This is a genomic window from Streptomyces sp. NPDC039609 (assembly GCF_055596705.1).
Genome location: NZ_JBVIUJ010000005.1, coordinates 323,114 through 340,689, shown reverse-complemented (window position 1 = coordinate 340,689; position 17,576 = coordinate 323,114). Strand labels below are relative to the sequence as shown.

Genomic DNA, 17,576 nt, shown 5'->3' with positions numbered 1-17,576 from the left:
CCCACACGTCGCCCTCGTTGAACGCTTCGGAGCCGCCGTCCTTGCGGACGATCCAGCCCGCGGCGTCGTCCTCGTCGTTGGCCCATACGTAGCCGATCTCCGAGCCCTGGGCGTTGGCCACCGTGACGTACTGCACGGACCTGCCGCTGTCGCGGTTGTACCGCTGCGGCCCGCCCGGCTCGACCAGGAACTGCAGGTCCTCTTCGAAGCGGGGATTGGTCTTCCGTTCGACGAAGCGGGGTTCGCTTTCCCGTTCGGGGTTCATTTACGCCGTCCCTTTCTAGTTCCCCGGCAGCACTTCGCCGTAGATGTGCAGCTGGCCGTTGGACTCGAAAGCCCGTGTGACGGTGTATTGCGTGCCGCGCCCGAGCAGCAACTCCCGCTCGCCCATTCCGAATTCGCTGACCTTCTCGATCCACATGCCAGGCGTTCCCTCGGGAACGCGAAGATGCATCACTGCGTCCATGCCCTCGAACGCGGCCACCGGATTGTTCCCGAGCGAGGTCGACATGTAGCCCTTGTCGGTGAACGTCTGCCCCACCAGGTCCTTGGGGGCGTCGAAGTCCAGGTGACTGACTCCCGACCCTCGAACCACCATGACGTCCTCCGGCAGACGGCGACCGGCCAGCGCCTTGTCGACCTCTTCGATATTACGAAGGACATCCGGGGTCCCCAATCCCTCGTCCCCGCTCCGGAGGAATCCGTTCATCTCCTTGTACGTGGCGTAGTGCGGGCTCGGCCCGCCCCCATGCTCGTTCGAGTAGTCGAGGAATGCCTTCTTGGCCTCCGGAGGGAGGTTTTCCGCGTACTCGTTCCAGTGATCCCTGCCGTAGGCGATCGCCGCATCGTCGTCCGGGAACCGTACGGCGCCGTCGCTGACCTCGTCGAACGCGACCTCGTGCTTCTGCGCGTCGGGGAAACCCTTGAACTCGTCCGCCGAAGCGTGCGGCTCGTAAGTGAATCCGTTGTCGGGCTGCCCGCCGGGCCCGTCATTGACCTCCTTGAGCTCCGGATACTGGTCGTCCAGGAAGTCCTGAGCCGTCTTGGGATCCACCGAGTCCGCGTGGACGGCCCCCTCGTCCACATGGTGTGTGGGCTGGGCCAGGTCGTCCCATTTCTGGGCGACCCCCGCCGCGTCGTCGGCCAGTCCGGCCGGCGACGGCCAGGCGGTCGGGGGGTCGATCGTCCAGCCCGGGGGCAGCTGGGAGACCGCGTTGTCGGCCACTCCGGCCGGCGGGGTGTGCGGCATCGCGTTGTCGGCCAGCCCCGTCGGCGGCGACGCCGGCGTGCCGCCGAGGTTGTCCGCGTACCTCACGCTTCCCGACGCCCCCGTCTCCAGCCCCTCCTTGGCCGCGAACCGCAGGCCGCCCCTGGCGAGGCCCGTGCCCTTCGTGCCGAACAGTTCGGGGATGAGACGGCCGAAGAACTCGGACGGGTCCTTCTTGAAGCTCTCGACGGCGGCCGACACCGCGCGCTCGGGGTGGGCGGCCGTGGAGACCAGGCCGGAGAGCGTCATCGAGACGTTCTGCGAGTACTCGGCCGGGTGGGTCAGGTTGTACGGATCGAACGGGACGAGACCCCGGACGAAGTTGACCAGTCCCGCCGTTCCCTTGAGGGCGCCGCCCACCACGTGGGTCAGTTCCTGGTTGTAGGCCTGGTATCCGTCGGCGATGTTGTCGCCCAGACGCTCGAGCGGCGGTGGTTCGGCCGGGGCGTGGGCCAAGGCCTTCTCGACCCTGGCCTGGGCGGCGCTCGCGGCGGTGTTCCGCTGCTCGCGGGCATGGGCGAGCCGGGACCTGGCCCCCTCGAGGAGCGTCTTCGCGGCGGTCTTGGCCTCGGCGGCCCCCGCACTCTTCTCGGTGGCCCCGGCCTCATCCGCGGCGGCCGCCGCCTTGGCCTCCTCGGCTGCCGCCTTGGCCTTCTCGGCTGCCTGCATGCCCTTCCGGTACAGGTCGATGGCTTCGTGCGCCTCGCCCTGCGCCCACTTCACGGTGTCCGCGTAGGCCTCCAGCGCGGCGGCGGCCTCCTCGCACGCGTCGGCCGCGTGCAGCCATTTGGTGGGGTGGACGCCGAACTTCTCGCGGAAGGCGTCGCCGCCCATGCCCTTCCAGCGCGAGGAGTCGACCTTCCTCATGCCCTGGCCGACCTTTTCGAAAGCGCCCCGGAAGTCCTTCAGGTGCCCCGCGCTCTCGAGGATCTTGGCGGGGTTGCCGTGGACGAGTTCGTTCGCCTCCTCGGTCTGGCCGAGCTGCTTCTCGCCGGGTGTCGCGCCGAGGTCCGACGCGACACCGTCTCCCCAGTCCGTGACCCAGTCGGCGGCCGTGTGCATGCCGTAGGAGTCGAGGCGCTGGCCGGCCTTGTCGGTCGCCCAGTCGACGGTCTCGCCCAGCGCCTTCTTGCCGGAGTCGATGCCGTCCTCGATGGCGCCGAGGCCTTCGTTGACGCCGCGTTCGATGCCTTTGCCGATGCCACTGATGCCGTCGCCGATGTCGTCGAGCAGGCCGCCCATCAGCGCTCACCGCCACGCTGCTGCTGAGGCGGCACGCCCTGCTGCTGCTGTTGTTGCTGCTGCGCGGCGGCGGCCCGTTCCTCCGCCGAGGGCCCGAACGTGTCGTCGAGCATCTGCTCGTACTGGGCGTCGGAGATGCCGACGGAGGAGTGCATCTGCTGCGGGTTCAGGCCGGGCAGACCGACCGTGTTGGAGGTCATCACATCGCGCCCGGCGTCCTTCCAGCCCTGGGCCGAGTTCTCCCTCGCCCGATCCCAGGATTCCTGGCTGTAGTCCACGCCGCCGAAGACCCCGGACGTGGCGATGTCGCCCCAGCCCTTCTTCGTGACCTCGTCCTCGGACGCGTACGGATTACCGATGGCAGCGTTGGTCACGATCTTGAACGTGCCCTCCAGGTACTGCTCGGTCTCGTGGTACGTACCGGCCGACAGGCCCGTCGCCACGGCGAACTTGTTGCCCTCGTTGATCAGGGCGCGCACGCCCCATTCCCAGCGCTCGCAGAACGACGTGAACGTCCCCGTCAGCCCTTCGTGGCCCAGCATCAGGCCGGACAGCGCGATGTCGCCGAAGCCGCGGCCGGCGCCCGCCATGCTGTCCATGCCGAGCTCCTTGAGCTCGTTCAGCGCCAGCGTCAGGCCGTCCGCGATCTCGCCCAGTCCGCTCGTGGCCAGGTCCTTGTTGCCCTCGCCCCCGCTCATCGCACAGCCCCCCGCTCGGCCTCTCCCACGACGTTCCTGTCCACCGCGACCGCGTCCGGTACGACCCCGGCCACCGGCGGAAACAGCACCGCGTGCTCCGCGCCGTCCGCCGCGTCCACGGCCACCCCGCACGGCACCCCCGCGCTCGGCACGGCCACGTCCAGCAGCCGGGCTCCGAGCACCGTCTCGTACTCCCACTCCCTGCCGCCCTCGCCCCGCGCGAGGGCGTACCGGGCCAGCGCCGACTCGTCGGAGAACGCGAGGATCCATCGCACGCCGCCGAAGTCCACGGTCAGCCAGCCCCCGTCCAGGCGCGGCACGAGCACTGCCGTCGCCCGGAAGAGCTCCAGCACCGCTTCGAACTCGCGCCGGGCCTCCGCGCCGGCCTCCTGCGTCGCACCCGGCCCGCCCCGGCGATCCACACCGGGGAACGCGGGTGACGGGGCGGCGGCGCGCGGGCCGGACGGAGACGGCTGTGGGTGGGTCCACGGTGGTGGAGACGGCTGTGGGGGAGACCACCCCACGGGCGCCGGGTCCGGCGTGGAGTCGGTCGCCCGTGTCGGCTCGCCCTGAGGCTCGACGGGCATGTCTGCGTAGTCAGCGAGCCGGGACCGCCGCAGCGGCGTGTCCGAGCTGTCCCCGTGATCGATCACCGCGACACCTTGGCACAGTGGGGGAGACGGTTCCCAGTCGCGTGGAGACAATCCGTACAGGCCAGACATGCCGGGCAGTCGTATGCGAAGGCGGTGTGTACGTCGCGTGTACGCGGGTGGAGCGGCCGAGGAGGTCCGCGCCCGCGTCGTCCGGCGGCGGACGAGGGGCGTGTCGCACCCCGGGTTTGATCTCCGTCACGCCAGGGGTACTCTCTTCGGCCCGATTGGCCACCGCAGCGCCCCGTATGGCAGACTGTCGGGGTTGCTCGGTTGAGTGCCGATGCTGCGCGCCTCCCGTCGGGGGGACCGGAAGCGAGTCCCACAGTACTCGTCGCTCCTTCTCAGGAGCGGACGTACGGGAATCTTCCGGGAAGCGTCAGCGGGGTGCCGGCCAGGCACTCGGTGGGTGTTCTGCCCCCGACTCGCGGTTCTGGGACCGCACCCCCTTGGTTGGGAGATCCTTAGGGATTTCTGCGTAGAGGGAGTGCGACACGCCCGACCGCGTGGGTCGGAGACAGAGTCACGAGAGCCCCCGAGTCCAGAGCGTTAACCAAGACAAAGGACTACTGAGTAGCCATGGCGGGACAGAAGATCCGCATCCGGCTCAAGGCCTACGACCACGAGGTCATCGACTCCTCGGCGAAGAAGATCGTCGAGACGGTGACGCGCACTGGTGCGTCGGTCGCGGGCCCGGTGCCGCTGCCCACTGAGAAGAACGTGTACTGCGTCATCAAGTCGCCGCACAAGTACAAGGACTCGCGCGAGCACTTCGAGATGCGCACGCACAAGCGCCTCATCGACATCCTCGACCCCACGCCGAAGACGGTTGACTCGCTCATGCGCCTCGACCTCCCGGCGGGCGTCGACATCGAGATCAAGCTCTGAGGTGACGCGCGAGATGGCTAAGAACATCAAGGGCATCCTGGGCGAGAAGCTCGGCATGACGCAGGTCTGGGACGAGAACAACCGGGTCGTCCCGGTGACCGTCGTCAAGGCCGGCCCCAATGTCGTGACCCAGGTGCGTACGAACGACATCGACGGCTACGAGTCGGTCCAGATCGCCTTCGGCGAGATCGACCCGCGCAAGGTGAACAAGCCCCTCAAGGGTCACTTCGCCAAGGCCGACGTCACCCCGCGCCGTCACCTTGTGGAGCTCCGCACCGCTGACGCCTCCGAGTACACGCTCGGCCAGGAGATCACCGCCGAGCTCTTCGAGGCCGGTGTGAAGGTCGACGTCACCGGTAAGAGCAAGGGCAAGGGCTTCGCCGGTGTCATGAAGCGCCACAACTTCCGTGGTGGCAAGGCCTCCCACGGTGCCCACCGCGTGCACCGCAAGCCCGGTTCGATCGGTGGCTGCGCCACCCCGGGCCGTGTCTTCAAGGGCATGCGCATGGCCGGCCGTATGGGCAACGAGCGCGTGACCACCCAGAACCTGACCGTTCACGCCGTTGACGCGGAGAAGGGCCTGCTCCTGATCAAGGGTGCGGTTCCTGGTCCGAACGGCGGCCTCGTCCTGGTCCGCACCGCGGCCAAGGGGGCCTGAGGATATGAGCACCATTGACATTCTGTCGCCCTCCGGCGACAAGACCGGGACCGTCGAGCTCCCGGCCGAGATCTTCGAGGCCAAGATCAGCATCCCGCTGATCCACCAGGTCGTCGTCGCGCAGCTGGCCGCCGCCCGTCAGGGCACGCACAAGGTCAAGACGCGTGGCGAGGTCCGCGGTGGTGGCAAGAAGCCGTACCGCCAGAAGGGAACCGGCCGCGCCCGTCAGGGTTCGACCCGCGCCCCGCAGTTCGCCGGTGGTGGCGTCGTGCACGGTCCCGTGCCGCGTGACTACTCGCAGCGGACCCCGAAGAAGATGAAGGCCGCCGCCCTCCGCGGTGCCCTCTCCGACCGGGCGAACCACTCCCGCATCCACGTCGTCTCCGGCGTGGTCGAGGGTGGCATCTCCACCAAGGCCGCCAAGACGCTGTTCGGCAAGATCTCGGAGCGCAAGAACCTGCTCCTGGTCGTCGAGCGCGCCGACGAGGCCGCGTGGCTGTCCGCCCGCAACCTGCCCCAGGTGCACATCCTGGAGCCGGGCCAGCTGAACACGTACGACGTGATGCGATCCGACGACGTGGTCTTCACCCAGGCCGCCCTCGAGTCCTTCGTGTCTGGCCCCAAGGCCGCTGACAACGAAGGGAGCGAGGCCTGATGTCCGAGGCCACGATCACCAGCAAGACCTTCACGGACCCGCGTGACATCCTCGTCAAGCCGGTTGTTTCCGAGAAGAGCTACGCGCTGCTCGACGAGAACAAGTACACGTTCATCGTTGCGCCCGGCGCCAACAAGACCCAGATCAAGCAGGCCGTCGAGGCGGTCTTCTCGGTCAAGGTCACCGGGGTCAACACGATCAACCGTCAGGGCAAGCGCAAGCGCACCCGCACCGGTTTCGGCAAGCGCGCCAACACCAAGCGCGCCATCGTGACCCTTGCCGAGGGCAACCGTATCGACATCTTCGGCGGCCCGACCGCCTGACGGCGGTCGAGTCGTCCGGAATCGGACGAGGACTGAGAAATGGGAATCCGCAAGTACAAGCCGACTACGCCGGGCCGCCGTGGCTCCTCCGTAGCCGACTTCGTCGAGATCACGCGGTCCACGCCGGAGAAGTCGCTGGTCCGCCCGCTGCACAGCAAGGGTGGCCGTAACAACACCGGTCGTGTGACCGTCCGTCACCAGGGCGGTGGCCACAAGCGCGCCTACCGCGTGATCGACTTCCGTCGTCACGACAAGGACGGCGTGCCGGCCAAGGTCGCTCACATCGAGTACGACCCCAACCGCACCGCTCGCATCGCGCTGCTCCACTACGCGGACGGCGAGAAGCGCTACATCATCGCCCCGCGTGGTCTCTCGCAGGGCGACCGGGTTGAGAACGGCCCCACGGCCGACATCAAGCCCGGCAACAACCTGGCCCTCCGCAACATCCCGGTCGGTACCACGATCCACGCGATCGAGCTCCGTCCCGGCGGTGGCGCCAAGTTCGCCCGTTCCGCGGGTGCCTCCGTGCAGCTGCTGGCGAAGGAGGGCACGATGGCCCACCTTCGTATGCCGTCCGGTGAGATCCGTCTCGTCGACGCCCGCTGCCGCGCCACCATCGGCGAGGTCGGCAACGCCGAGCAGTCGAACATCAACTGGGGCAAGGCCGGCCGTAAGCGCTGGCTGGGCGTTCGCCCGACCGTTCGCGGTGTGGCGATGAACCCGGTGGACCACCCGCACGGTGGTGGTGAGGGCAAGACCTCCGGTGGTCGCCACCCGGTCTCCCCGTGGGGTCAGAAGGAGGGTCGTACTCGTTCGCCGAAGAAGGCTTCGAACAAGTACATCGTCCGCCGCCGCAAGACGAACAAGAAGCGCTAGGAGCGGGTTTAGATGCCGCGCAGTCTCAAGAAGGGACCCTTCGTTGACGGCCACCTCGTGAAGAAGGTGGACGCTCAGAACGAAGCCGGTACCAAGAACGTCATCAAGACCTGGTCCCGTCGCTCGATGATCATCCCGGCCATGCTCGGCCACACGATCGCGGTGCACAACGGCAAGACCCACATTCCGGTGTTTGTCACCGAGTCGATGGTCGGCCACAAGCTCGGCGAGTTCTCGCCGACGCGCACCTTCCGGGGTCACGTGAAGGACGACCGGAAGTCGAAGCGCCGCTAGTAGCGGGGTGGAATGACCATGACAGACACTGGAAGGACAACCATGGAAGCCAGGGCCCAGGCGCGGTACATCCGCGTTACGCCCATGAAGGCCCGCCGTGTGGTGGACCTTATCCGTGGCATGGATGCCACGGAGGCTCAGGCGGTCCTGCGTTTCGCCCCGCAGGCCGCGAGCGTGCCGGTCGGCAAGGTGCTGGACAGCGCCATCGCCAACGCCGCGCACAACTACGACCACAGTGACGCCTCTTCGCTGTACATCAGCGAGGCGTTCGTGGATGAGGGCCCGACCCTGAAGCGGTTCCGTCCGCGTGCTCAGGGCCGTGCCTACCGGATCCGTAAGCGGACCAGCCACATCACCGTGGTCGTCAGCAGCAAGGAAGGAACCCGGTAATGGGCCAGAAGGTTAACCCGCATGGGTTCCGGCTCGGCATCACCACGGACTTCAAGTCCCGTTGGTACGCCGACAAGCTGTACAAGGACTACGTCAAGGAAGACGTCGCCATCCGTCGGATGATGACGTCCGGCATGGAGCGCGCCGGCATCTCGAAGGTTGAGATCGAGCGCACCCGTGACCGCGTGCGGGTGGACATCCACACCGCGCGTCCCGGCATCGTCATCGGCCGCCGTGGCGCCGAGGCCGACCGCATCCGCGGCGACCTCGAGAAGCTCACGGGCAAGCAGGTCCAGCTGAACATCCTCGAGGTCAAGAACCCCGAGATGGACGCTCAGCTGGTTGCTCAGGCCGTTGCCGAGCAGCTCTCCTCCCGCGTCTCCTTCCGTCGCGCCATGCGTAAGAGCATGCAGGGCACGATGAAGGCCGGCGCCAAGGGCATCAAGATCCAGTGCGGCGGTCGCCTCGGCGGCGCCGAGATGTCCCGCTCGGAGTTCTACCGCGAGGGCCGTGTGCCCCTGCACACCCTCCGCGCGAACGTCGACTACGGCTTCTTCGAGGCCAAGACGACCTTCGGCCGCATCGGCGTGAAGGTCTGGATCTACAAGGGCGATGTCAAGAACATCGCCGAGGTCCGCGCCGAGAACGCAGCGGCCCGTGCGGGTAACCGCCCGGCCCGTGGCGCCGGTGACCGTCCGGCCGGTGGCCGCGGTGGTCGCGGTGGCGAGCGTGGCGGTCGCGGTCGCAAGCCGCAGCAGGCTCAGGCTGCCGAGGCCCCCAAGGCCGACGCTCCCGCCGCCGCTCCGGCTGCTGAGAGCACCGGAACGGAGGCCTGACCGAAATGCTGATCCCCCGTAGGGTCAAGCACCGCAAGCAGCACCACCCGAAGCGCAGCGGTATGTCCAAGGGTGGTACGCAGGTTGCGTTCGGCGAGTACGGCATTCAGGCCCTCACTCCGGCGTACGTGACCAACCGCCAGATCGAGGCGGCTCGTATCGCGATGACCCGCCACATCAAGCGTGGCGGCAAGGTCTGGATCAACATCTACCCGGACCGCCCGCTGACCAAGAAGCCTGCCGAGACCCGCATGGGTTCCGGTAAGGGTTCGCCGGAGTGGTGGATCGCGAACGTCAAGCCCGGTCGGGTGATGTTCGAGCTGTCCTACCCGAACGAGAAGATCGCGCGCGAGGCCCTGACCCGTGCGGCCCACAAGCTGCCGATGAAGTGCAAGATCGTTAAGCGCGAAGCAGGTGAGCTGTGATGACCGCCGGTACCAAGGCGTCCGAGCTGCGCGAGCTGGGCAACGAGGAGCTTGTCGCCAAGCTCCGCGAGGCCAAGGAAGAGCTGTTCAACCTCCGCTTCCAGGCGGCCACGGGCCAGCTCGAGAACCACGGTCGGCTCAAGTCCGTCCGTAAGGACATCGCCCGGATCTACACCCTGATGCGTGAGCGCGAGCTGGGCATCGAGACGGTGGAGAACGCCTGATGAGCGAGAGCAATGTGACTGAGAAGACCGAGCGCAACGCACGCAAGGTCCGTGAGGGCATCGTCGTCAGCGACAAGATGGACAAGACCGTCGTCGTCGCCGTCGAGGACCGCGTCAAGCACGCGCTGTACGGCAAGGTCATCCGCCGTACGAACAAGCTCAAGGCTCACGACGAGCAGAACGCTGCCGGCGTCGGCGACCGCGTCCTCCTGATGGAGACCCGGAAGCAGTCCGCCACGAAGCACTGGCGCATCGTCGAGATCCTCGAGAAGGCCAAGTAATCACCTGAGGGGTTTCCCTCAGGTCAGTTCCGCCAGGCTCGGTGGGGGACTCGCCTCGTAAGAGGCGGTCCCCCACCGGGAACCGGCAGACAATCAGGAGATAGACGTGATCCAGCAGGAGTCGCGACTGCGTGTCGCCGACAACACTGGTGCCAAGGAGATCCTTTGCATCCGTGTTCTCGGTGGTTCCGGTCGCCGCTACGCGGGCATCGGTGACGTCATCGTCGCCACCGTCAAGGACGCGATCCCCGGTGGCAACGTGAAGAAGGGTGACGTCGTCAAGGCGGTCATCGTTCGCACCGTCAAGGAGCGCCGCCGCCAGGACGGCTCGTACATCCGCTTCGACGAGAACGCCGCTGTCATTCTCAAGAACGACGGCGACCCTCGTGGCACCCGTATCTTCGGCCCGGTGGGTCGTGAGCTGCGCGAGAAGAAGTTCATGAAGATCATCTCGCTCGCGCCGGAGGTGCTGTAAGCATGAAGATCAAGAAGGGCGACCTGGTTCAGGTCATCACCGGTAAGGACAAGGGCAAGCAGGGCAAGGTCATCACGGCCTTCCCCCGCGAGAACCGCGTCCTCGTCGAGGGTGTCAACCGGGTCAAGAAGCACACCAAGGCCGGCCCGTCGCAGGCCGGTGGCATCGTCACGACCGAGGCGCCGGTCCACGTCTCCAACGTCCAGCTGGTCGTTGAGAAGGACGGCAAGAAGGTCGTCACGCGCGTCGGTTACCGCTTCGACGACGAGGGCAACAAGATCCGCGTTGCCAAGCGGACGGGTGAGGACATCTGATGGCTACCACCACCACTCCGCGTCTCAAGACGAAGTACCGCGAGGAGATCGCGGGCAAGCTGCGTGAGGAGTTCTCCTACGAGAACGTCATGCAGATCCCCGGTCTCGTCAAGGTCGTGGTCAACATGGGTGTGGGCGACGCCGCCCGCGACTCCAAGCTGATCGAGGGCGCCATCCGCGACCTCACCACGATCACCGGTCAGAAGCCGGCCGTCACCAAGGCTCGCAAGTCCATCGCGCAGTTCAAGCTGCGTGAGGGCCAGCCGATCGGTGCGCACGTCACCCTCCGTGGCGACCGCATGTGGGAGTTCCTGGACCGCACCCTGTCGCTCGCGCTTCCGCGCATCCGCGACTTCCGTGGTCTGTCCCCCAAGCAGTTCGACGGGCGTGGCAACTACACCTTCGGTCTCACGGAGCAGGTCATGTTCCACGAGATCGACCAGGACAAGATCGACCGTGTCCGGGGTATGGACATCACCGTGGTGACCACGGCGACCAACGACGCTGAGGGCCGTGCCCTTCTCCGTCACCTCGGCTTCCCGTTCAAGGAGGCGTAAGCGAGATGGCGAAGAAGGCTCTCATCGCGAAGGCTGCCCGCAAGCCCAAGTTCGGCGTGCGCGGCTACACGCGCTGCCAGCGCTGTGGTCGTCCCCACTCCGTGTACCGCAAGTTCGGCCTGTGCCGCGTGTGCCTTCGTGAGATGGCTCACCGTGGCGAGCTGCCGGGCGTGACCAAGAGCTCCTGGTAATCCCTTCATTGGGATGACCGGAGTCTCTCGGTAAGCAGAGGGTTGGCGGAGGCCCACCCCTCCATGGCTTAGGCTAGGAGGGTTGGGCGTCCGCCGCCCGTACGACTTACTACGCCGTAGGTCCCCGCGCCGCACCCGTCCCGCCCCTGTGTGGGGAGAGGGATGGCGCATACAGGAAACCCCGGCGAGAGAGGCCGAAGGCCAATTCATGACCATGACTGATCCCATCGCAGACATGCTCACGCGTCTGCGTAACGCGAACTCGGCGTACCACGACTCCGTGTCGATGCCGCACAGCAAGATCAAGTCTCACATCGCGGAAATCCTCCAGCAGGAGGGCTTCATCACGGGCTGGAAGGTCGAGGACGCCGAGGTCGGCAAGAACCTCGTCCTCGAGCTCAAGTTCGGTCCGAACCGTGAGCGCTCCATCGCGGGCATCAAGCGGATCTCGAAGCCGGGCCTCCGGGTTTACGCGAAGTCCACCAACCTGCCGAAGGTTCTCGGCGGCCTGGGCGTGGCGATCATCTCCACGTCCCACGGTCTCCTGACCGGCCAGCAGGCAGGCAAGAAGGGCGTAGGTGGGGAAGTCCTCGCCTACGTCTGGTAGTCGGGAACGGAGGAATAGCTAATGTCGCGTATTGGCAAGCTGCCTATCCAGGTTCCCGCCGGCGTGGACGTCACCATCGAGGGCCGCGCGGTCACGGTCAAGGGTTCCAAGGGCACCCTGACCCACACCGTCGCCGCGCCGATCGAGATCGTTAAGGGCGAGGACGGCGTTCTCAACGTCACCCGTCCGAACGACGAGCGTCAGAACAAGGCCCTCCACGGCCTGTCCCGCACGCTGGTGGCCAACATGATCACCGGTGTGACCCAGGGTTACGTGAAGGCGCTCGAGATCAGCGGTGTCGGTTACCGCGTTGCCGCGAAGGGCTCCAACCTGGAGTTCCAGCTCGGCTACAGCCACCCGATCCTGGTGGAGGCGCCCGAGGGCATCTCCTTCAAGGTCGAGTCGCCGACCAAGTTCTCGGTCGAGGGCATCGACAAGCAGAAGGTCGGCGAGGTCGCGGCGAACATCCGCAAGCTGCGGAAGCCCGACCCGTACAAGGCCAAGGGCGTCAAGTACGCCGGCGAGGTCATCCGCCGCAAGGTCGGAAAGGCTGGTAAGTAAGCCATGGCATACGGTGTGAAGATCGCCAAGGGCGACGCTTACAAGCGTGCGGCCAAGGCCCGCCGTCACATCCGCATCCGCAAGAACGTGTCGGGTACGGCGGAGCGTCCGCGCCTCGTCGTGACGCGTTCCAACCGCGGTATCACCGCTCAGGTCATCGACGACCTCAAGGGTCACACCCTTGCGTCCGCGTCGAACCTGGACGCGTCGATCCGTGGTGGCGAGGGTGACAAGTCGTCGCAGGCCAAGCAGGTCGGCGCTCTCGTCGCCGAGCGCGCCAAGGCCGCGGGTGTCGAGGCTGTCGTGTTCGACCGTGGTGGCAACAGGTACGCCGGGCGCATTGCCGCTCTGGCTGACGCCGCCCGCGAAGCCGGGCTGAAGTTCTAAGCCCCGGTTCCGGGACTAACGGACGTAACAGAGAGAGGTAAATCCAATGGCTGGACCCCAGCGCCGCGGAAGCGGTGCCGGTGGCGGCGAGCGGCGGGACCGGAAGGGCCGTGACGGCGGCGCTGCCGCCGAGAAGACCGCGTACGTTGAGCGCGTTGTCGCGATCAACCGCGTCGCCAAGGTTGTCAAGGGTGGTCGTCGCTTCAGCTTCACCGCGCTGGTCGTGGTGGGCGACGGTGACGGCACCGTAGGTGTCGGTTACGGCAAGGCCAAGGAAGTTCCCGCGGCCATCGCCAAGGGTGTCGAGGAAGCCAAGAAGAACTTCTTCAAGGTTCCCCGTATCCAGGGCACCATCCCTCACCCGATCCAGGGCGAGAAGGCCGCGGGCGTCGTCCTGCTCAAGCCGGCTTCCCCCGGTACCGGCGTTATCGCCGGTGGCCCGGTGCGTGCCGTGCTCGAGTGCGCCGGCGTTCACGACATCCTGTCGAAGTCGCTCGGCTCCGACAACGCGATCAACATCGTGCACGCGACCGTGGAGGCCCTGAAGGGCCTGCAGCGTCCCGAGGAGATCGCGGCTCGCCGTGGTCTGCCCCTCGAGGACGTCGCTCCCGCGGCTCTGCTCCGTGCGCGTGCGGGAGCGGGTGCGTAATGGCCCGCCTCAAGATCACGCAGACGAAGTCGTACATCGGCAGCAAGCAGAACCACCGCGACACCCTGCGTTCGCTCGGGCTCAAGCGCCTGAACGACGTGGTCGTCAAGGAGGACCGCCCCGAGTTCCGCGGAATGGTGCACACCGTCCGCCACCTCGTGACGGTTGAGGAGGTCGACTGACATGGCGGAGAACAACCCGCTGAAGGTCCACAACCTCCGTCCCGCCCCGGGCGCCAAGACCGCCAAGACCCGTGTGGGTCGTGGTGAGGCGTCGAAGGGTAAGACGGCCGGTCGTGGTACCAAGGGCACGAAGGCCCGTTACCAGGTTCCGCAGCGCTTCGAGGGTGGGCAGATGCCCCTCCACATGCGTCTGCCGAAGCTCAAGGGCTTCAAGAACCCGTTCCGCACCGAGTACCAGGTCGTGAACCTGGACAAGCTCGGCGCTCTCTACCCCGAGGGTGGAGAGGTCACGGTGGCCGACCTGGTCGCCAAGGGCGCGGTGCGCAAGAACAGCCTCGTCAAGGTGCTCGGCGCCGGCGAGATCTCCGTGGCGCTGCAGGTGACGGTCGACGCCGTCTCCGGCTCCGCCAAGGAGAAGATCGCCGCCGCCGGCGGCACCGTCACCGAGCTCGTCTGAGACGACTCGATGGCCTGAACATCCGACCGGGGATGCCTCTCAAAAGGGGCATCCCCGGTTGGTCGTTCCTAGGGGGGCATGTCCGCCGGTAAGGTGGCGTGCACTGTCTATGCTCCGTGCGGTATGCCCGCACGGTTTTTGACTGGTACCTATTCGTCGAACCTCAAGACCGTCACCTCTGGCGCATGGCGCGGGGGTCGCAGGAGGCACCGTGCTCACCGCGTTCGCCCGGGCGTTCAAGACGCCCGACCTGCGCAAGAAGCTGCTCTTCACGCTCGGCATCATCGTGCTGTACCGGCTCGGGGCACACATCCCCGTGCCCGGTGTCAGTTACCAGGCCGTACAGCAGTGTGTGGACCAGGCGAGCCAGGGCAACAACACCCTGTTCGGCCTGGTGAACATGTTCAGTGGCGGGGCGCTGCTGCAGATCACCATCTTCGCGCTCGGCATCATGCCGTACATCACGGCGAGCATCATCCTGCAGCTGCTGACCGTCGTGATCCCGCGTCTGGAAGCCCTCAAGAAGGAGGGGCAGTCGGGCACCGCGAAGATCACGCAGTACACGCGCTATCTGACGATCGCCCTCGCCATCCTGCAGGGCACCGGTCTCGTCGCCACCGCCAAGAGCGGTGCGCTGTTCAGCGGCTGCACGGTGGCCAACCAGGTCGTCCCGGACCCGTCCGTCTTCACCATCGCCACGATGGTCATCACGATGACCGCCGGTACCGCCGTCGTCATGTGGCTCGGTGAGCTCATCACCGACCGCGGCATCGGCAACGGCATGTCGATCCTGATGTTCATCTCGATCGCCGCCGGCTTCCCGGGCGCGCTGTGGGCCATCAAGGAGAGCGGCAAGCTCGCCAAGGGCTGGATCGAGTTCGGCACCGTCATCCTCGTCGGCTTCGTGATGGTGGCGCTCGTCGTCTTCGTCGAGCAGGCCCAGCGTCGTATCCCGGTGCAGTACGCGAAGCGCATGATCGGCCGCAGGTCCTACGGCGGAACGTCCACTTATATCCCGCTCAAGGTGAACCAGGCGGGTGTGATTCCTGTCATCTTCGCCTCGTCGCTGCTCTACATCCCGGCCTTGATCGCGCAGTTCTCGAACTCGTCTTCAGGGTGGAAGACCTGGATCGAAGCCCACTTCGTCAAGGGTGACCACCCCTACTACATCGCGACGTACTTCCTCCTGATCGTGTTCTTCGCCTTCTTCTACGTGGCGATCTCGTTCAACCCCGAGGAAGTTGCCGACAACATGAAGAAGTATGGTGGCTTCATCCCGGGTATCCGGGCTGGTCGACCTACTGCCGAGTATCTGAGCTACGTGCTCAACCGGATCACTTGGCCGGGCTCGCTGTATCTGGGTCTGATCGCTCTTGTGCCGACGATGGCGTTGGCAGGCTTCGGTGGCGCCAATGCCAACTTCCCGTTCGGCGGGACGAGCATCCTCATCATCGTGGGTGTGGGGCTGGAGACCGTGAAGCAGATCGAGAGCCAGCTCCAGCAGCGCAATTACGAAGGGTTCCTCCGCTGATGCGAATCGTCCTCGTCGGACCGCCCGGTGCGGGCAAGGGTACGCAGGCCGCGTTCCTTGCCAAGAACCTGGACATTCCGCACATCTCCACGGGTGACCTGTTCCGCGCCAACATCTCGCAGGGCACGGAGCTGGGACTCAAGGCCAAGGCGTACATGGACGCCGGCGACCTTGTCCCGGACGAGGTGACCATCGGAATGGCCAAGGACCGGATGGAGCAGCCGGACGCCGTCAATGGCTTCCTGCTGGACGGGTTCCCGCGGAACGTGGCCCAGGCCGAGGCTCTGGACACGGTGCTCAAGGCCGAGGACATGCAGCTGGACGCTGTCCTGGACCTGGAGGTCCCCGAGGACGAGGTCGTGAAGCGGATCGCGGGTCGCCGCATCTGCCGCAACGACAGCGCGCACGTCTTCCACGTCGAGTACAACGCGCCGAAGACCGAGGGTGTCTGCGACGCCTGCGGCGGCGAGCTGTACCAGCGCCCGGACGACTCCGAGGAGACCGTCCGCAAGCGCCTGGAGGTCTACCACACGCAGACCGAGCCGATCATCGACTACTACCGGGCGCAGAACCTGGTCGTGACGATCACGGCGCTCGGCAAGGTGGACGAGGTCACCGCGAAGGCGATGGCCGCGCTCAAGAAGTAACCCTGGTTCGTTCGATACGGCCGCGGTGCCCCTCGGGGCGCCGCGGCCGTATCGTTGTTCTGTCCCGTGTACACGCAAGGAAAGGCCCCCGCCACGATGGTGCAGATCAAGACCCCCGAGCAGATCGCGAAGATGCGCGAGGCGGGGCTGGTCGTCGCCGCCATCCACGCGGCGACCCGCGAGGCGGCCGTGCCGGGCGCCACGACGAAGGACCTGGACGAGGTCGCCCGCAAGGTGATCGCGGACCACGGGGCGAAGTCGAACTTCCTCGGGTACGGCGGCTTCCCCGCGACGATCTGCACCTCGGTCAACGAGGTCGTCGTCCACGGCATCCCGGACGAGAAGACCGTTCTCAAGGACGGCGACATCATCTCCATCGACGCCGGCGCGATCGTGGACGGCTGGCACGGCGACGCCGCGTACACGGCGTTCGTGGGCACGGGTCACGCCCCGGAGCTGATCGAGCTCTCGCGGGTGACGGAGGAGTCGATGTGGGCCGGCATCGCCGCGATGAAGAACGGCAACCGGCTCGTGGACGTCTCCCGGGCGATCGAGACGTACATCCGCCGTCAGCCGAAGCCGGGCGGTGGCAAGTACGGCATCGTCGAGGACTACGGCGGCCATGGCATCGGCACCGAGATGCACATGGACCCGCACCTGCTGAACTACGTCTCCCGCAAGCGCGGAAAGGGCCCGAAGCTGGTTCCCGGCTTCTGCCTGGCGATCGAGCCCATGGTCTCGCTCGGCACGCCCCGCACGGAGGTCCTGGCGGACGACTGGACGGTCGTCTCCACGGACGGCACCTGGTCCTCCCACTGGGAGCACTCGGTGGCCGTGACGGAGGAGGGCCCGCTGGTCCTGACGGCCCCCGACTGCGGCAGGGCGAAGCTGGCGGAGCTGGGCGTCGTGGCGGCGCCGGATCCCCTGGCGTAGCCGGCGGGGCGCGCCGGCGACGGCCGGCGCCCGCCCTCCCGTCGGCGGACGGAGCCGACGCAGCGGCCCACGAAGCTGTGAGGCGCCCCCGGGCGCCGAGCCCGCGAGGGCTGCGTCGGGGGATGGGCCTGCGGCAGGGCGAAGCTCGTGGAGCTGGGCGTGGTGGCGGCGCCGGATCCTTCCCCTGGGCCCTGAGGGCCTGGGGAGACCCCTGTGGCGTAGGGCCGCCGAGCTGCGGCGTGGCTCCTTGCGTAACGATCTTCCGTGGTGGGCAAACTTCCCGGATTCGTCTTTTCCAGGTGCCTGACGTAGACTGATGCGTCGGCTCTCGTGTACCCGTGTGTCCGCATTCGGGATCGAGAGTCGATCAAGGTAGCC

General features: G+C 66.8%; 27 protein-coding genes. 24 read left to right on the top strand and 3 right to left on the bottom strand.

Going from position 1 to position 17,576, the window contains the following annotated elements:
• Positions 1–280 precede the first annotated feature (280 nt).
• From ACZ561_RS16880 to ACZ561_RS16870, 3 genes are read right to left on the bottom strand one after another with little or no spacing between them, the layout of a single operon-like run.
• On the bottom strand, positions 281–2,509 hold the full coding sequence (locus ACZ561_RS16880) for a putative T7SS-secreted protein (protein ID WP_470995215.1): 2,229 nt from the start codon (positions 2,507–2,509) through the stop codon (positions 281–283).
• On the bottom strand, positions 2,509–3,207 hold the full coding sequence (locus ACZ561_RS16875; RefSeq protein WP_470995212.1) for a hypothetical protein: 699 nt from the start codon (positions 3,205–3,207) through the stop codon (positions 2,509–2,511). Before ACZ561_RS16875 ends, ACZ561_RS16880 begins: the two co-directional genes overlap by 1 nt.
• A complete protein-coding gene (locus ACZ561_RS16870) occupies positions 3,204–3,860 on the bottom strand; it encodes a hypothetical protein (RefSeq protein ID WP_470995209.1) in 657 nt (218 codons plus the stop codon). The genes ACZ561_RS16875 and ACZ561_RS16870 overlap by 4 nt, the downstream gene beginning before the upstream one ends.
• A gap of 576 nt (positions 3,861–4,436) precedes the next feature.
• On the opposite strand from ACZ561_RS16870, the gene rpsJ reads away from it, so the two are divergent.
• The 24 genes from rpsJ to map all read left to right on the top strand — a co-directional run bounded on the left by rpsJ (position 4,437) and on the right by map (position 17,198).
• Positions 4,437–4,745: a 30S ribosomal protein S10 gene (gene rpsJ / locus ACZ561_RS16865; protein ID WP_003948644.1), complete on the top strand. Its 309-nt coding sequence runs from the start codon at positions 4,437–4,439 to the stop codon at positions 4,743–4,745.
• A gap of 13 nt (positions 4,746–4,758) precedes the next feature.
• On the top strand, positions 4,759–5,403 hold the full coding sequence (gene rplC, locus ACZ561_RS16860; RefSeq protein ID WP_260229398.1) for a 50S ribosomal protein L3: 645 nt from the start codon (positions 4,759–4,761) through the stop codon (positions 5,401–5,403).
• A gap of 4 nt (positions 5,404–5,407) precedes the next feature.
• Positions 5,408–6,058 (top strand): 50S ribosomal protein L4, encoded by a 651-nt coding sequence (gene rplD / locus ACZ561_RS16855; protein WP_376436451.1) that lies wholly within the window; start codon positions 5,408–5,410, stop codon positions 6,056–6,058.
• Positions 6,058–6,381, top strand: coding sequence for a 50S ribosomal protein L23 (gene rplW / locus ACZ561_RS16850; RefSeq protein ID WP_352188385.1), 324 nt, complete (start codon positions 6,058–6,060; stop codon positions 6,379–6,381). The genes rplD and rplW overlap by 1 nt, the downstream gene beginning before the upstream one ends.
• A gap of 39 nt (positions 6,382–6,420) precedes the next feature.
• Positions 6,421–7,257 carry a 50S ribosomal protein L2 gene (gene rplB, locus ACZ561_RS16845; protein WP_046908246.1) on the top strand — a complete coding sequence of 279 codons (837 nt, stop codon included), beginning with the start codon at positions 6,421–6,423 and terminating at the stop codon, positions 7,255–7,257.
• Between the two features lie 12 nt (positions 7,258–7,269).
• Positions 7,270–7,551 carry a 30S ribosomal protein S19 gene (rpsS, locus tag ACZ561_RS16840; RefSeq protein ID WP_015035577.1) on the top strand — a complete coding sequence of 94 codons (282 nt, stop codon included), beginning with the start codon at positions 7,270–7,272 and terminating at the stop codon, positions 7,549–7,551.
• 42 nt (positions 7,552–7,593) lie between these two features.
• Positions 7,594–7,941, top strand: a complete 348-nt coding sequence (gene rplV, locus ACZ561_RS16835) for a 50S ribosomal protein L22 (protein WP_041662774.1) — start codon at positions 7,594–7,596, stop codon at positions 7,939–7,941.
• The gene (rpsC, locus tag ACZ561_RS16830) at positions 7,941–8,777 is read left to right on the top strand and encodes a 30S ribosomal protein S3 (RefSeq protein WP_260229395.1); all 837 of its coding nucleotides are present in this window, start codon (positions 7,941–7,943) and stop codon (positions 8,775–8,777) included. The genes rplV and rpsC overlap by 1 nt, the downstream gene beginning before the upstream one ends.
• A 5-nt stretch (positions 8,778–8,782) precedes the next feature.
• On the top strand, positions 8,783–9,202 hold the full coding sequence (rplP, locus tag ACZ561_RS16825) for a 50S ribosomal protein L16 (RefSeq protein WP_015035580.1): 420 nt from the start codon (positions 8,783–8,785) through the stop codon (positions 9,200–9,202).
• Positions 9,202–9,426 carry a 50S ribosomal protein L29 gene (rpmC, locus tag ACZ561_RS16820; RefSeq protein ID WP_361445390.1) on the top strand — a complete coding sequence of 75 codons (225 nt, stop codon included), beginning with the start codon at positions 9,202–9,204 and terminating at the stop codon, positions 9,424–9,426. Before rplP ends, rpmC begins: the two co-directional genes overlap by 1 nt.
• Complete coding sequence (gene rpsQ, locus ACZ561_RS16815; RefSeq protein ID WP_470995203.1) at positions 9,426–9,707, top strand: 30S ribosomal protein S17; 282 nt, start codon at positions 9,426–9,428, stop codon at positions 9,705–9,707. Before rpmC ends, rpsQ begins: the two co-directional genes overlap by 1 nt.
• 106 nt (positions 9,708–9,813) lie before the next feature.
• On the top strand, positions 9,814–10,182 hold the full coding sequence (rplN, locus tag ACZ561_RS16810) for a 50S ribosomal protein L14 (protein WP_003956455.1): 369 nt from the start codon (positions 9,814–9,816) through the stop codon (positions 10,180–10,182).
• A gap of 2 nt (positions 10,183–10,184) precedes the next feature.
• Positions 10,185–10,496, top strand: a complete 312-nt coding sequence (rplX, locus tag ACZ561_RS16805; RefSeq protein WP_015035583.1) for a 50S ribosomal protein L24 — start codon at positions 10,185–10,187, stop codon at positions 10,494–10,496.
• Positions 10,496–11,053 carry a 50S ribosomal protein L5 gene (gene rplE, locus ACZ561_RS16800; RefSeq protein WP_260229393.1) on the top strand — a complete coding sequence of 186 codons (558 nt, stop codon included), beginning with the start codon at positions 10,496–10,498 and terminating at the stop codon, positions 11,051–11,053. Before rplX ends, rplE begins: the two co-directional genes overlap by 1 nt.
• Positions 11,054–11,058: 5 nt before the next feature.
• On the top strand, positions 11,059–11,244 hold the full coding sequence (locus ACZ561_RS16795) for a type Z 30S ribosomal protein S14 (RefSeq protein WP_003948630.1): 186 nt from the start codon (positions 11,059–11,061) through the stop codon (positions 11,242–11,244).
• Between the two features lie 208 nt (positions 11,245–11,452).
• Complete coding sequence (gene rpsH / locus ACZ561_RS16790; RefSeq protein ID WP_158989430.1) at positions 11,453–11,851, top strand: 30S ribosomal protein S8; 399 nt, start codon at positions 11,453–11,455, stop codon at positions 11,849–11,851.
• Positions 11,852–11,872: 21 nt separating this feature from the next.
• Positions 11,873–12,412: a 50S ribosomal protein L6 gene (rplF, locus tag ACZ561_RS16785; protein ID WP_260229392.1), complete on the top strand. Its 540-nt coding sequence runs from the start codon at positions 11,873–11,875 to the stop codon at positions 12,410–12,412.
• Between the two features lie 3 nt (positions 12,413–12,415).
• On the top strand, positions 12,416–12,799 hold the full coding sequence (gene rplR / locus ACZ561_RS16780) for a 50S ribosomal protein L18 (RefSeq protein WP_352188391.1): 384 nt from the start codon (positions 12,416–12,418) through the stop codon (positions 12,797–12,799).
• Positions 12,800–12,845: 46 nt separating this feature from the next.
• Positions 12,846–13,448 carry a 30S ribosomal protein S5 gene (rpsE, locus tag ACZ561_RS16775; RefSeq protein WP_015035588.1) on the top strand — a complete coding sequence of 201 codons (603 nt, stop codon included), beginning with the start codon at positions 12,846–12,848 and terminating at the stop codon, positions 13,446–13,448.
• Positions 13,448–13,630: a 50S ribosomal protein L30 gene (rpmD, locus tag ACZ561_RS16770; protein WP_005313525.1), complete on the top strand. Its 183-nt coding sequence runs from the start codon at positions 13,448–13,450 to the stop codon at positions 13,628–13,630. The genes rpsE and rpmD overlap by 1 nt, the downstream gene beginning before the upstream one ends.
• Before the next feature lies 1 nt (position 13,631).
• A complete protein-coding gene (gene rplO, locus ACZ561_RS16765; protein WP_376436462.1) occupies positions 13,632–14,087 on the top strand; it encodes a 50S ribosomal protein L15 in 456 nt (151 codons plus the stop codon).
• A 211-nt stretch (positions 14,088–14,298) separates the two neighbouring features.
• Positions 14,299–15,618, top strand: coding sequence for a preprotein translocase subunit SecY (gene secY, locus ACZ561_RS16760; protein ID WP_376436464.1), 1,320 nt, complete (start codon positions 14,299–14,301; stop codon positions 15,616–15,618).
• Positions 15,618–16,265, top strand: coding sequence for an adenylate kinase (locus ACZ561_RS16755; protein ID WP_376436466.1), 648 nt, complete (start codon positions 15,618–15,620; stop codon positions 16,263–16,265). Before secY ends, ACZ561_RS16755 begins: the two co-directional genes overlap by 1 nt.
• Positions 16,266–16,361: 96 nt before the next feature.
• A complete protein-coding gene (gene map / locus ACZ561_RS16750; RefSeq protein WP_376436586.1) occupies positions 16,362–17,198 on the top strand; it encodes a type I methionyl aminopeptidase in 837 nt (278 codons plus the stop codon).
• Positions 17,199–17,576 lie beyond the last annotated feature (378 nt).